Here is a 14,828-nt window from a genome sequence, read left to right as displayed (position 1 = left end):
TTAATTACCTTCCTAAAGTGACAGCATCTGTTGCCACGGCTTGCATTCAATCATCCAGATTGGCGACAATAAGTGAAGTTTTCTAATGGATTATTAATGATGACGCCCCAGTTAATCCTCGCCTCCACCTCCGTATATCGGCAAGCACTGCTGAACAAATTAGGCTTACCCTTTGAGTGCTGCGATCCCAAGGTTGATGAAACCTCACTGCCTAATGAGTCAGCGCAAGCCTTAGTACAACGATTAGCGCAGGCAAAAGCAGAAGCTGGTGCAAAATATTGTCCTGATGGTCTGATTATTGGCTCCGATCAGGTTGCCGTGATCGATGGCAAGATCATCGGTAAGCCATTAAATCGCGATAATGCGATTAAGCAGCTCAGTCAAGCCTCGGGGAAAGCCATTACCTTTTATACAGGTCTTGCGCTTTATAATGCTCAAACGGGTGAAATGAATGCCCAAGTTGAGCCTTTTACAGTGCATTTTCGGCACCTTACAGCATCACAAATCAGTGCTTATGTGGATAAAGAGCAACCGTTTTACTGTGCAGGCAGTTTTAAAAGTGAAGGTTTAGGCATTGCGCTCTTTAATCGTTTAGAAGGACGAGATCCTAATACGCTCGTGGGATTACCTTTAATCTTACTCACGGAAATGCTGCTCAGCCAAGGCATAGATGTATTAGCATAATGCTTATAAATGCTGAAGGAGCTGCTGCGGTGAATCAATCAATGCTATCGGCTTAGCTTGTCGTAATACCGCCTCACTATGGGCGCCGTAAGTCACACCGATGCTATCGATACCTGCGTTCGCTGCCATGGTTAAATCCAGTAAAGAGTCACCGACCATCAAAGCACGCTCAGGCTGAATGCTCAGCTCCTGCAATAGGCTGATGATCATCTCAGGATGAGGCTTACTCTGCGCTTCATCGGCGCAGCGGGAGGTAATAAAGTAATGCCCTAATCCAGATTGCTCCCACACGCGCACCAGACCAGCTCTCGCCTTCCCCGTCGCCACGGCTAACTGATAACCCTTTGTAGATAATGATTCGAGCAATTGTGGCGCTTGGTCGAAGATTGGCGTTGGCGTGGTATCAAGATGCAAATACTGCGTCTTAAACTCGGCGCGCATCGTGATGTAACACTCTTCAGTGCCAGTGCTGACAGTAGAAGCAGTAGACATATCCTCTTCAGGAAACGCCGAAAATCGCTGTGATGAAGACAATAATCCGCAAGGAAACAACACTTGTAACGCCTGCGTCATCGACAAGCCAATCACATTACGAATATCCGCCTCAGCAGGAACAGGCAGCGCAAGTGCCCTAGCCATATTCTCAATGCAAATAATGATCTTGCCGATGGAATCCATCAAAGTGCCATCCCAATCAAAAATCACTAAATCATATTTACGCAGGGTAGAATGGTTGGCAGCCTTCATGCTTCAAGGTTATCCACGGGTATATAGAGAGAGGAGCGGGAATTAAACCCGCTTTAATTTATTCAACAGTTGCTGCAGATTATCATCCAGTGGTGCAGAAACCCGCATCACTTCATCGTTTTCAGGATGGATAAACATTAATTCTGCTGCGTGCAAAAACAATCTACTCAAGCCAAGCGAGCGCATACTGTCATCGAAAGCTTGCTCACTGTACTTATCATCACAGGCAATGGGATGCCCGGCATATTGACAATGCACGCGAATTTGATGAGTACGTCCCGTGACAGGACTCGCCTGCACCAATGTACAACCTTGATAACGCTGCACAATTTTAAAACGCGTTTCTGATGGTTTGCCTTCTGCATTGACCCGCACAATGCGCTCACCGGATTTAAGTGTCAGCTTTAATAAAGGTTGTTTGACCACTTTATCCTGCGCCGACCACTCCCCCTTAACTAAAGCTAAGTAATCCTTCTGCATTTTTTTATAACGCAGTTGATCGTGCATATGTTTAAGTGCACTGCGTTTTTTAGCGACTAACAGTACGCCAGAGGTATCTTTATCAAGGCGATGAACCAACTCTAAAAACTTCTGTTGCGGACGTAAGGAGCGCAGCGCTTCAATCACACCATAATCAACACCACTGCCGCCATGAACCGCAATACCCGCAGGTTTATTGAGCACAATAAGATGATTATCTTCATGCAAAATACGATCTTCGAGTTGCGACACTTTGCTCAAGTTAGCCGAAGGCGCGGTCCGATTATCAGACTCAGCCATTCTCACGGGTGGCACACGTACCACATCACCAATTTGTAATTTATATTCTGGCTTAATGCGCTTCTTATTCACCCGTACTTCGCCCTTACGGACGATACGATAAATCATGCTCTTAGGTACACCTTTGAGCGCTGTGATTAAAAAATTATCAATTCGTTGGTCGAGGTGGTCTTCGTCAATGGTGATCAACTGCACCTGTTGCTGTGGAGATTCTGTATTCATGATGTGCCATCTGCTTATAACGGCGGCCATTGTACAACAACTCACAAGAATTGTGCCTTTCCATTGCTGAATTTTTTGATTATTGCTATATTTCACCAGCGATTAGGGATAAGCCGTGAATAAAGTGTTCACAAACTCCCTGTCCCAAGTGAAAAGTTTTATAGATCAAAAAAGATTTTCTTGATAGCAAATCATTGATTTGCAAATCGTATACTGAGTAAAAATACCACAAATGCGTTTTTTACGATTAAATCGAGAATCTCACCTTACTTTATCAAGGTTTATCTAAAGCTTTTCTCACCGATTTCGAAATATATTTTAACTTGTCGTCAGACAAACCGATTCGACTTGGGCATTACCGGAACGAAATTAAAGAATTTATGGGGTTGGTTGATGTTTTACAACGAATTCCTTGTTTTTGTAATCATTAAAAAATAAGCCATAAATAGGATGCGACACGCAGCGACTGCGTCTAACAGTAATGCGCACCTTGCCTAGCTCACCAGCCGTGAGGCTTTGTTCACCACAGCTAGGCCCGTAATGCAACGAAACGCGATTGTTTGATGACCTCCATTTAAAGAAGAATGACGTCATCATGAAACGTATGTTAATCAATGCAACTCAATCAGAAGAGTTGCGTGTTGCCCTCGTTGACGGGCAACAACTGTACGACCTCGATATTGAAAGTCCTGGTCATGAGCAAAAAAAATCAAATATTTACAAGGGTAAGATCACCCGCGTAGAGCCCTCTTTAGAAGCCGCTTTCGTAGACTATGGTGCTGATCGCCACGGCTTTTTACCATTAAAAGAAATTGCCAGAGAATATTTCCCTAAAGGTTATTCATTCCAAGGTCGCCCAAACATCAAAGAAGTCGTCAGTGAAGGACAAGAAGTTATTGTTCAAATTGACAAAGAAGAACGTGGCAACAAAGGCGCGGCGTTGACCACCTTTATCAGCCTTGCTGGTTCTTACTTAGTGTTAATGCCAAACAACCCACGTGCAGGCGGTATTTCTCGCCGTATCGAAGGGGATGAGCGTACTGAATTAAAAGAAGCTATGGCCGATTTGGAAGTCCCTGCTGGTATGGGCCTTATCGTCCGTACCGCTGGTGTGGGTAAAGAGTCGACAGAGCTAAAGTGGGACTTAAAAGTTCTGCAACACCACTGGGCGGCGATCACTGAAGCGGCGCAAACCAAAGGCGCACCTTTCCTCATTCACCAAGAAAGTAACGTGATTGTTCGCGCCATTCGTGACTATTTACGCCGTGATGTCGGGGAAATTTTAATCGACCATCCACGTATTTTCGAAGAAGCTAAACAGCATATCGCACTTGTGCGCCCAGATTTTGTTGAACGTGTAAAACTCTACGAAGCTGAAGTACCGTTATTCACTCACTTCCAAATCGAGTCGCAAATCGAATCGGCGTTCCAACGTGAAGTACGTCTGCCATCGGGTGGCTCAATCGTCATTGACCCAACTGAAGCCTTAACCTCTATCGATATCAACTCTGCCCGTGCCACCAAGGGCGGCGATATCGAAGAAACTGCATTAAATACCAACCTTGAAGCCGCCGATGAAATTGCCCGTCAATTACGTCTACGTGACTTAGGTGGCTTAGTGGTTATTGACTTTATTGATATGACGCCAGTGCGCCATCAACGTGAAGTCGAAAACCGCCTACGTGATGCCGTGCACCATGACCGCGCTCGCGTTCAATTAGGTCGTATTTCTCGTTTCGGCTTGATGGAAATGTCACGCCAGCGTCTGCGTCCATCATTAGAAGAATCCGCTGCACATATCTGCCCTCGCTGTCATGGCCAAGGCACTATCCGCAGTACTGAATCTTTAGCGTTGTCGATTCTGCGTTTGATGGAAGAAGAAGCCATCAAAGAAAATACCTCACAAATCGAAGCCATTGTGCCTGTCGATGTGGCTGCATTCCTGCTTAACGAGAAACGTAAAGCGATTCGTATCACCGAACAACGCCATGACGTGGAAGTCTATGTGATCCCAGATCCACATATGATGACCCCAGATTATCGTGTGATCCGTCACCGCACCGACGATGAAATCGACGAATCCAGCTACAAGCGCATTGAACAGCCTGAAGCAAAATTGTACGAGCCACGTAAACTGGAACGTACTGCGGCGCCAGCTCCAGCCCTAAAAGGCTTTGCTGCTCCACAAAAAGTAGAACAAGACACTGCACCAGTTGCCAAAGTTGAAACCGCACAGCCGGGTTTCTTCAGTAAACTCTTCAGTGCAATTGGTGCTTTCTTTAGCTCAAGTGATAACGCAGTCGCAGAAAAGAGCACCGAGACTAAGAAGCCAGACAGTCAAGCCACGAATGCCAACCGTCGCAATCGTCGTAACGACACTCGCCGTACTCGCAATCCACAAGATACTGAAAAAGCGAAAGAAGGTACTCGCGAGCCACGTACTCGTAATGCCAAAAAAGTCGCCGATGCACCACAAGCTCAAGAGCGCCCAATCCGTGAAAAGGATGAAAGTGCGAAACGTGCTAAGCCTGAGCCTAAACCCCGCAATCAAGCAGTTAAAGAAGTGATTGCGGATGTTCAAGACGAAGCACCAAAGCAAGAGGTCGTCCGTGAACGTCGTCAGCGCCGTAATATGCGCCGTAAAGTTCGTATCGACAACACCACAGATGTTGTAGAAACGTCAATTCAGGAAGAAGCGATTTTAGCTGAGTTGGTTGCAATCAATGCGGATGTCACGGTAGAAGTTCAACCAGAAGTGAAAGCGCCGCGCCGCCGCCAGCCACGTAAAGAGGTTACGGTTGCGAATGAGGTCGGCGACACCACAGTATCAGAAGCTGCTGATGTCGTAGAAACTAAGCCAGCCGATGCTATTGTTGATATGCCTGTTGTTGAAAGCCAAGCAGACACTCAAGTGGATGCTAAGTTAGACACTCAACCAGCGGCCATTGATGAAGATAACGCCGAAGCAAATGTTGATGCAGATGACAAAGCCAAACGTGAATCCCGTGATGGACAACGTCGTAGCCGCCGTAGTCCTCGCCATCTGCGAGCTGCTGGCCAACGCCGTCGCCGCGATGAAGATGAACAAGGCACAACGGCTCCTGCGCAGTTCATTCCTAATGATGCGTTAGGCGAAGATCAAGACTATCCAGCACCAACTGCAGTTGTTGAAACGGCTAACTTAACAGAGCAAACCGTGGCTGAAACGGTTGCAGTTGCAGTTGAAGTTGAAGTGAAGAGTACAGCAACGCAGCCAGCGCCGATTGTGCACACTGCTGATGTGATTTCCTCAACTGAAGCCGCAGTCTCTCAAAGCATAGCGACTGAAAGCACGGTATCAGATACCACAGTAACTGAATCCTCCGCGGAAATTAAGTCTGATGCTGTTGTCGCTGAAGTCACATCTAAACCTGTAGTTAACGATAAGGCCGCTGAAACGGTTAAAGCATCTGATGCCGAGCCACAATCAGCAACAGAACCAGCAGTGCAAGCCACAGAGGCTATGCAAATAGTGACTGATATAACTCCTGAAGCAAAAGCCGAAGAAGTGACACCAGTGACAGAAAAGACTGAGCCGAAAGAAGCGGTAAAATCAGTCGCATCAGCACCGATGGCGAAACCTGCAGCGTTTGTTAAACCTCAGGCAAAACCTGTAATGGCGCAAGCTGCTACGGCTCAACCAACGGAAGTTGTCGTCAGCAAACCGAAAGCGTCTAGCCGTTTTGGTGCTATGGTGTCATCTGAAATGACTAAACCAACGGTAGAAGTCAGAGCGCAGGTTGAAGTGCCTAAAGGCCGTGAGTATGAAAATACCGCCACCGCTGAAGCCACTGAACCTAAGCTGAAACACAGCAATAGTGCTGAATCGGATATGGCTCGTCCATAGGACCCTTCCACAATCTAAAAAGCCATGCATCTGCATGGCTTTTTTATTTTCAGCTAATTAAGGCATATTTCAAGTTTAGCTCAATCAGTTTATTTGATAGTATGCGCGGCTTATTTTGTCTACACACCAGTAACAGAGGTTTCATGTTCGATCTCTTCCGCCACAAAACATCTAGCTACAAAGCCGATATACTCTCAGGGCTAACCGTCGCACTCGCACTGATCCCTGAGGCTGTGGCCTTTGCTTTTGTTGCCAATGTCGAACCTATGGTGGGCCTCTATGCGGCTTTTATTATGGGATTGGTCACCGCACTGATTGGTGGTCGACCTGGGATGATTTCTGGTGCAACAGGAGCGATGGCCGTGGTCATGGTGTCCTTAGTGGTTGAACATGGCGTGCAATACTTATTTGCGGCTGTCGTGCTGGCAGGATTAATCCAAATCAGCGCTGGCATCTTTAAACTGGGGAAATTTATTCGCATCGTACCCTATCCGGTGATGATAGGTTTTGTAAACGGCCTCGCCATTGTGATTTTTTTGGCACAACTTGGCCAGTTTAAAGTAAAAGACACTGCTGGAAACTTAGTCTGGTTACCACCAGAGCCGTTATTGCTGATGTTTGCTCTCGTAGCATTAACCATGGCAATTATTTATTTCTTGCCTAAGCTGACCACTGCAATACCGTCCTCGTTGGTCGCAATTCTTAGCGTCACGGCTATTGTCGTCAGCTTTGATCTTGATACTCGTAACGTATTGGATTTTCTCAAGACTATGAGTGGTGACGAGAATGCGACAATTGCAGGCTCACTCCCAAGCTTTGCAATCCCACAGGTACCTTTTAACCTTGAGACGCTCTATATCATTCTGCCCTATTCCTTTATTTTAGCCGCAGTCGGATTAATCGAATCCCTGTTAACCTTGACGGTTATCGATGAGATGACCCATACCCGAGGACGCAGCAATAAAGAATGTATTGGCCAAGGTGTAGGTAACATCACCAGCGGCTTTTTTGGGGCTATGGGTGGTTGTGCCATGATCGGTCAATCGATGATTAATATTAATTCTGGTGGCCGCGGCAGGTTATCAGGGATTACCGCGGCCATTGGCCTACTGGCATTTATTCTCTTTGGTGCAGCCTTTATCGAAATTATTCCGTTAGCAGCCCTCGTTGGGGTGATGTTTATCGTTGTACTCGGCACATTCGAATGGGCAAGTTTTAAGTTTATGGGCAAAGTGCCCAAACATGATGCCTTTGTGATCGTTCTTGTAACCACAGTAACTGTGTTTACTGATCTCGCCTTTGCTGTATTTGTGGGAGTGGTGGTATCCGCGCTGGTATTTGCTTGGCAGCATGCGAAACACATTAGCGTCAAAGTGACTCAAAACTCTCAAGGCTGGAAAGTCTATGAGCTTAATGGACCACTGTTTTTCGGTTCTGTCGCGAGTTTCCTCGAGTTATTTGATGCTTCACAGGATCCACAGGATGTCGTCATCGATTTTAAGTTTTCTCGCGTAGCCGATCACTCTGCCTTAGAAGCGATTGATACGCTTGCAGAGCGTTATGTGTCCATAGGCAAAAGACTACATTTGGTGCATTTAAGTGCTGATTGTAAAGCCTTACTTCATAAGGCAGGTGATCTTGTTGAAGTGAATCTGTTGGATGACCCACATTATAAAGTCGCGGATGATAAACTCGACTCCTAATGAAGTCACTATCCATCCTTAAGCAACGGTCCACGGCACTGCAATATGGCTGTGGGCTGACAGTTATCGCCCTGAATGTTCGCGTACGTAAATAGTCAGTTTTCAAGCCAAGTTTATGTATTTATTAATATCGTTAACAGCGAAATAAACAAAATTCACGGGAAAAATGATAACAGCTAACAGCAGATTAATCTGAACGAGGTCTTAAAAGTGAGAGAAATGATAGAAATGAGAGATGTAAGTATTAAGATAAAACAGCACAAATAAAAAGAGCTATGGTAAAAACCACAGCTCTTAAATCCATTGCTATTAGCGTCTAGGCTAACAGCACTGAAAATTAACCGATTACGGTTACGTTTTCAGCTTGAGGACCTTTTTGACCTTGGGTCACAGTGAAAGACACTTTTTGACCTTCATCAAGAGTTTTGAAACCGTCAGAGTTGATTGCACGGAAGTGAACGAATACGTCTGGACCAGATTCTTGCTCGATGAAACCAAAACCTTTGTCAGAGTTGAACCACTTAACTACACCAGTTACTTGAGACATGATATAAATCCTGTAAATAAAAAATTAAAGCCTTAACGGCGGTGGAGCTGGAAAATGCCGGTATTACTTATGTTTACAGGACGAACGGGTCGTATTGAACACATAAATATAAGCCCAACCTTCAAGCTAGTAAAACTATAAACCATTCTAAAGATAAGTCAACATACTGCGACACTTTGAAAAATTTATTTAAACAAAGCCTTTTAAGGTTTTGCTACCGGCTCGCAGAACAATATGTTCTTACGGCTTAAGCTTTGACAGTAAAGCATTTTAAATAATTTATTTCAATAGGTTAAAATCAGCCCCTAGACTGAAATGCGATGTACTTCAATCTGGAAATCTAACTCACAGCTTAATCCGCGCTGAGTAAATGCTTGTTTCTGCTCTGCGGTAAACTTCCACGCATAGGGAGTCATTTCGAGAAAATTGCCGATATCTTTGCTGTCGTTAAGCTCGAGTTGCGCGCTAAGCCGCTCTTGATGTAGGCATTCAAATCCATCAACTCTGGCCTCAGACTCAGGATGCAATCTTGGCTGGTCATAAATCTGTTGTTTTAGCGCAAAATGATGCAAAGGCCCTGGCGATACCGTGATAAGAATGCCGCTAGGTGCCATGATCCGCTGAAGTTCTTCTACTTTTGATGGTGCATAAATTCGAATCGCTAAATCAATGCTATTAGATGGGATCGGCATTTCATAGGCACTCGCTACACAAAAGCTTAAGTTAGGATAGCGCTTGGCTGCATATTTTATTGCCGACTTAGAGATATCAACGCCCTGTAAATAACAAAAATGATGAGCAACAAGGGCATTATATAAACGATGACTGTAGTAACCCTCACCACAGCCTATATCAAGGATCTGCTGTGCACTACTGGCATATTGGAGTGCCAGTTGATTAACTCTATCACTTAAGATTTGATAATAACCCGCATTTAAGAACTCCCGACGAGCAAACATCATTTGCTGATTATCACCCGGATCTTTCGAGTTTTTTTTCTGAACGGGAAGCAAATTGACATAACCTTCTTTCGCCATGTCAAACTTGTGTGCCTGCGGGCATCCCCAAGTTCGTTGTGTTAGGGTGAGGGGTAACGCGCACAAAGGACATATATATTGCATTGATTAACTCTATTTAAAATGGGGGATGTCAAGCTTATATCTCATCTTCCATTAATCGCTCGACCATTTGCAGTAATTCAGGAGAAGCGAGTAGCTCAAAACACTCAAGTTTCCTTAAGGCTTTGTCGATATTCTGACTATCATTTGCGGCGCGACTAAAGCTCGGGCGCTCAAACATGTGGGTATAAGTTCGAAAAAGCCATTGGCGCTTCTGTTGCAGTAATGGATCTAATCGTACGGCCTCTTCAGCTAAGCCAGTATGGTATTGACCAAGTTCACCCCGTAAAAATGCTTGTAACTCCAATCTTATCTGCTCAATTTCGGTGAGGTAAACCGCAAGGGATTCCGATGTCGCACCGTAATCGTACTCCCTAGCAAGAATAGCCTTAGCCATCATCAGTACTCTCGGCTCATGTAAGCCTCTGACGTCGGATTCAAGTGTTACAAACTCGAACTTTGATGCCGATTGCAAAGAGAATGTTACACTTTCTCTCACATCAACTTTAATTAAAATTCCTGCCCGAAGCTCTTGGGCAACAAATTTAGGGGCAGTCCCCATTCGATGATAAAGCCGTACGCCTTGACCCAAGCACCTTGATACTGGAGCACTTAGCCCTGCGTCTGCAACAGAAGTTGTGTTTAGTTTTAACCCTAAAATCGGTTGAAGGCGCACTGCAATCTGTGGTGGAGTTTGTGAAACGACAATCAGCTCAAGTAAGGGAGCTCCCATCGTTTCAAGCACAATAAAATCACTCATGTTGCTTGGTAACGTTATGATCAATGACGACGTCTGTGCGACATCGAGTATCATAGGTTCATTGAGATATTGATGATGCATAAGACTGATCCCCTGTTCAATGGGAATTGTAACTGCCAATCGTGGTAAAGATCACCTGTTAAGCGCTTCTCTTTTCAATATAATTTATCCATCAAGGTTTTTGCTGATCAATATTGGGGTGAGTTTAACGGCTAAGATGCTATCATTCGACAAAACCGTCATTTGATTGAAATTATGTATACAGCATCTCAGCCAAGTATTTTTTGGCACGACTATGAAACATTCGGTGCAAACCCAGCCCAAGATAGACCCGCCCAATTTGCCGGGGTCCGTACCGATTTAGATCTTAACATTATCGGTGAGCCAGAGACTTTTTACTGCAAACAATCAACGGATTACCTGCCCTCACCCGAAGCGATTTTAATTACAGGGATCACGCCACAATTAGCCAATTTAAAAGGCTTACCTGAAACCGAGTTTATGGGGCGTATCCATACTCTCTTCAGCCAACCTAATACCTGTGTCGCTGGCTATAACTCGTTACGATTTGACGATGAAGTCACCCGCTATGGCTTTTACCGTAACTTTATCGATCCCTATGCCCGCGAATGGCAAAATGGCAATACGCGTTGGGATATCATTGATTTAGTTAGGGCTTGTTATGCCTTTAGACCCGACGGTATCCATTGGCCATTAAAAGAAGACGGTTCACCCAGTTTTAAACTGGAACATCTGACCCAAGCTAATGGTTTAAGCCATGAAAAAGCGCACGATGCCATGTCAGATGTTTACGCCACCATCGCAATGGCAAAACTGATAAAAGAAAAGCAACCTAAGTTATATCAGTACTATTTTGAATTGCGCCGTAAACAAGCCGTCAGCGCGCAAATTGACGTATTAAATATGCTACCGCTTGCCCATGTCAGTTCGAAGATAAGTGCAATGCACGGTTGTACAACCCTTATCGCCCCCGTTGCACACCACCCAAGTAACAAAAATGCCATTATTTGCGTGAATTTAGCGATGGATTTAAGCCCACTGTTTGAGCTGGATGTCGAGCAGATAAAAACGCGCATGTACACGCCCAGAGCGGAGCTTGCCGGGGATGAGTTACCCATCCCAGTTAAACAGGTGCATCTTAACAAATGCCCTTTTATTACTTCGGCCAAAATTTTAGATGATGTGCAGGCAGAAAGACTCAACATTGATAAAGCCTTTGCCAGAGAACAATACAAACGCTTAAAGTCTCACCCGGAATTACGGGAGAAGCTGGCGCAACTGTTTGAGCATGATGGCGAAGTAACCACCACGGATCCTGACTTAATGTTGTATTCGGGTGGATTTTTCAGCCCTGCCGATAAAGCCAAGATGGAGATCATTCGCCATACCTTACCTCAAAATTTAGCCGCACTTGATTTGCAATTTGATGATGGACGCATCCCAGAAATGCTATTCCGTTATCGGGCGCGCAATTATCCCGAATTACTTGATGATCAAGAGTCCCATCGCTGGCGCACCTTCTGTCAGCAGCGTTTGGCCGATCAGGATTATCTGCTCAAACTTGAAAATTTGTTGCAAGATACCGAAGGCGATGAGCATAAACAAAAACTACTCGCCGCCCTGTGCCACTATTTGCGTGGATTGTAGACCACAAAATAGCCCATGTTTTTTGTTGATTTAGCGTCTATGATTGATAACTTCTTTCAGATGTTAACTAACAGGCGCTTAATTGAACCATAAACGCGAACTAACTCGCATTTATACTGTAACAAAATTACTAGAATGTTCTTCCATGAACTTAACAAACAAGGAGTCGGGAAATGCAAGATAGATTTATCCGAAGCATAACCCAGCTGCCAACCCCATTGGCTGACGCATTAATTCCCTTATTACATCAAGGTTTTGCGGGACATATCGATGCACAGCAACTGGCAGAGTTAGTCAAAAGCAGCAATATGACCGAATCAGAGGTGTTACTGGCTTTGTTACCTATTGCCGCCGCCTTGGCCAAACCACCGATTAGTGAGTTTTATGTTGGTGCAATTGCCAAAGGAAAAAGTGGCGACATTTATATGGGTGCCAACTTAGAACTGCCTGGCGAAGCCCTCTTCCACTCAGTACACGCTGAGCAAAGCGCTATTAGTCACGCGTGGCTTAGCGGCGAAAGCCAGATTGTGGATATGATAGTGAACGCCAGTCCCTGCGGTCATTGCCGTCAGTTTATGAATGAATTAGTCGAAGGCGGCCAAATCAAGATCCATTTGCCATCACAGGATAGCCATTTACTATCCTATTATCTGCCCTATGCGTTTGGACCAAAAGACTTAAATGTTCAGTCACCGCTATTAGTCAAGCAGGAAACTGAATTTGCACTCGATAGCAGTGATCCTATGGTAATTGAAGCCTTAGATCATGCGGGCTTAAGCTATGCACCTTATACCCAAAGCTATGCGGCGGTTGTATTAGAAACCGCGGATGGCGCAACCTACTGTGGTCGCTACGCTGAAAACGCCGCGTTTAACCCATCGATGCTCCCAATGCAAATGGCGCTATCGAATCTGACTCGGCATAATCGTGATTTTGGTGAGATCCGCCGCGCGGTATTGGTGGAATCCTCCCAAGGTAAAATCAGCTTAGTGGGCGCAGCGATGGATGCATTGCATGCTGTTGCCGCGATAGAACTCGAACATATTGTGGTTGATCCTATCTAGCCAGTTAACGCGGCGCTTCTGTTTTTATACTTCGGTATTGACTTAAGTTGCGCCGCGATGCTTTGGCCTATTTTAGCTACTGGGGCGTTTTGACATAAAAACGACTTTGCGCTCAGCCATTTTAAGATAACATGCGCTTCGCTGCTCCTCTGTCATGTTTCGCCACGCCAAAATCTCCTCAAGATGCCTAAAACACCCCATGCAGATATCCTGCTGATCGAGACAGCAATTTCGTACACAGGGCTGATAAATACTGTTATTCTGACCAGACCGCATATTCATTGCCCGCAGGCTCGATAAAATGGAAACGTCGACCACCTGGGAAGCTAAAAATCTCAGTGCTAATGGCGCCGCCAGCCGCGATCACGGCGGCTAAAGTTTCTTCCAAGGTCTTACTGTATAGCACAATCAGGGGACAGCCCTTTTCTAGGGTAAAACAAACCTCAGCTTGATAAAAACCGCCCGTCATTCCCGCATCGATAAAGCAACTGTACTGTGGGCCATAATCCTCAAAATGCCAACCAAATACGGTATTGAAAAACGCTTTAGAACAATCAATATCAGATGTTGGAATCTCTAAATAATTGATAGTGTGATGACGATTCATAATCTTCCCTGCCCAATGAATAACTTAATCAATAAAAAAGGGAGCCATTGCTCCCTTCGCGATAGTGGCTAATCTAAGATTAGCCCTGTACTAAGGCGGCGACAAGTCCGATGGCTCCACCAAACACACCGCCCCACACCACGAGCCAACCTAAATGCGTCTGGATCATCTCCTGAACTATCTGCTTAACCATTTGTGGTGTTAATTCATTTAAGCGTTGCTCAACGATATTAGCAATCTTATTTTGCAGATCGGCCATCACATTTGGCTGTTCAAGCTCTTGCTTCAATAGACTGCGGAATTGTTCACTCTCGGCCATATCGACCAATGAAGCTTTCATCTTCTCAATAAAGGGTTCTTTTAGCGGCATTAGCGCCTCAGCCCCCCCAAACATGGCTAACATGCCACCAAATGAAGATTGTGCCACAGTATTGACTAAGGCATCGAAAGACGGTGCTAAGTCTACTTTCTCAATCACAGGCGCCAAATCGATTTGGCTTATACCTTCTTTTTCAGACAAAAAACGATCAATGTTTTCAGCGGTAAAAAACTGTTTCATCATCAGATGAGCAATGCCGAGTTTAAATTCTTCAAACCGCGAAGGCACCACACCAGAACCATACAAACCAGGGACTTTTTCAAACAACATATACACCGCAAGCCAGTTGGTTATCGCACCAGATAATGCAAACAACCCAACATTAAATAGAATGGGTAAGCTCAGTGCGTATCCCAAGATCACACAAATGGCTGCCAACACATTGGTCACTAAACTCTTATTCAATCGTTAATCCCCCTATTACGCAATTTCATCGATTGCAAATGGCGCTAGTTTAGCAAGCGAAGGGGAGTAAGGTCTAATGCTGTAAAACAATACTAACACCACCAATCAGCCGCAAAACAGAGCGCAAACTCAGCAAATACTCAGCGGAGCGGCACAAGCACAACATCAAGACAAACTCGATAAACAGATTTTTGTTATTTCATTAATTAACATTAACTTAGTTTAATGATTTACAGCAGAAAATAATGTCACATTTCT

13 protein-coding genes are annotated in these 14,828 nt (G+C 45.0%); 5 read left to right on the top strand and 8 right to left on the bottom strand.

From position 1 onward, the window contains the following. Positions 1–99: 99 nt before the first annotated feature. Entirely contained in the window at positions 100–684 is a 585-nt protein-coding gene (locus CEQ32_RS02540; RefSeq protein WP_081990957.1) for a Maf family protein, read from the top strand. A gap of 3 nt (positions 685–687) precedes the next feature. Here CEQ32_RS02540 and CEQ32_RS02535 read toward each other — a convergent pair whose 3' ends face one another. Beyond that, positions 688–1,431: an HAD-IA family hydrolase gene (locus CEQ32_RS02535; RefSeq protein WP_088585456.1), complete on the bottom strand. Its 744-nt coding sequence runs from the start codon at positions 1,429–1,431 to the stop codon at positions 688–690. A gap of 42 nt (positions 1,432–1,473) precedes the next feature. Continuing rightward, on the bottom strand, positions 1,474–2,433 hold the full coding sequence (gene rluC, locus CEQ32_RS02530; protein WP_069455170.1) for a 23S rRNA pseudouridine(955/2504/2580) synthase RluC: 960 nt from the start codon (positions 2,431–2,433) through the stop codon (positions 1,474–1,476). A 595-nt stretch (positions 2,434–3,028) separates the two neighbouring features. On the opposite strand from rluC, the gene rne reads away from it, so the two are divergent. Continuing rightward, a complete protein-coding gene (gene rne, locus CEQ32_RS02525; RefSeq protein ID WP_088585455.1) occupies positions 3,029–6,319 on the top strand; it encodes a ribonuclease E in 3,291 nt (1,096 codons plus the stop codon). Between the two features lie 143 nt (positions 6,320–6,462). Further along, the gene (locus tag CEQ32_RS02520) at positions 6,463–8,022 is read left to right on the top strand and encodes a SulP family inorganic anion transporter (protein WP_037427309.1); all 1,560 of its coding nucleotides are present in this window, start codon (positions 6,463–6,465) and stop codon (positions 8,020–8,022) included. Positions 8,023–8,359: 337 nt separating this feature from the next. Here the strand turns inward: CEQ32_RS02520 and CEQ32_RS02515 are convergent, their stop codons facing one another. The 3 genes from CEQ32_RS02515 to CEQ32_RS02505 all read right to left on the bottom strand — a co-directional run bounded on the left by CEQ32_RS02515 (position 8,360) and on the right by CEQ32_RS02505 (position 10,528). Further along, entirely contained in the window at positions 8,360–8,569 is a 210-nt protein-coding gene (locus tag CEQ32_RS02515; protein WP_011072720.1) for a cold-shock protein, read from the bottom strand. A gap of 305 nt (positions 8,570–8,874) precedes the next feature. Continuing rightward, entirely contained in the window at positions 8,875–9,690 is an 816-nt protein-coding gene (gene rlmA, locus CEQ32_RS02510; RefSeq protein WP_037419673.1) for a 23S rRNA (guanine(745)-N(1))-methyltransferase, read from the bottom strand. Positions 9,691–9,724: 34 nt separating this feature from the next. Beyond that, positions 9,725–10,528, bottom strand: coding sequence for a hypothetical protein (locus CEQ32_RS02505; protein ID WP_069455174.1), 804 nt, complete (start codon positions 10,526–10,528; stop codon positions 9,725–9,727). 174 nt (positions 10,529–10,702) lie between these two features. On the opposite strand from CEQ32_RS02505, the gene sbcB reads away from it, so the two are divergent. Both sbcB and cdd read left to right on the top strand, forming a co-directional pair. Next, positions 10,703–12,115: an exodeoxyribonuclease I gene (sbcB, locus tag CEQ32_RS02500; RefSeq protein WP_088585454.1), complete on the top strand. Its 1,413-nt coding sequence runs from the start codon at positions 10,703–10,705 to the stop codon at positions 12,113–12,115. Positions 12,116–12,288: 173 nt separating this feature from the next. Further along, the gene (gene cdd, locus CEQ32_RS02495; protein ID WP_037419666.1) at positions 12,289–13,179 is read left to right on the top strand and encodes a cytidine deaminase; all 891 of its coding nucleotides are present in this window, start codon (positions 12,289–12,291) and stop codon (positions 13,177–13,179) included. Positions 13,180–13,251: 72 nt separating this feature from the next. Here the strand turns inward: cdd and CEQ32_RS02490 are convergent, their stop codons facing one another. From CEQ32_RS02490 to CEQ32_RS02480, 3 genes are all read right to left on the bottom strand, one after another. Further along, complete coding sequence (locus CEQ32_RS02490) at positions 13,252–13,461, bottom strand: DUF1289 domain-containing protein (protein WP_037427261.1); 210 nt, start codon at positions 13,459–13,461, stop codon at positions 13,252–13,254. Next, complete coding sequence (locus CEQ32_RS02485) at positions 13,436–13,786, bottom strand: VOC family protein (protein WP_037427263.1); 351 nt, start codon at positions 13,784–13,786, stop codon at positions 13,436–13,438. Before CEQ32_RS02485 ends, CEQ32_RS02490 begins: the two co-directional genes overlap by 26 nt. 79 nt (positions 13,787–13,865) lie before the next feature. Continuing rightward, positions 13,866–14,570 (bottom strand): DUF445 domain-containing protein, encoded by a 705-nt coding sequence (locus CEQ32_RS02480; RefSeq protein ID WP_088585453.1) that lies wholly within the window; start codon positions 14,568–14,570, stop codon positions 13,866–13,868. Between the last annotated feature and the right edge of the window lie 258 nt (positions 14,571–14,828).

The sequence above is a fragment of the Shewanella sp. FDAARGOS_354 genome, from assembly GCF_002209245.2.
In the GTDB taxonomy this organism is placed as follows: domain Bacteria; phylum Pseudomonadota; class Gammaproteobacteria; order Enterobacterales; family Shewanellaceae; genus Shewanella; species Shewanella xiamenensis.
This window is presented reverse-complemented; position numbering and strand designations above follow the sequence as displayed.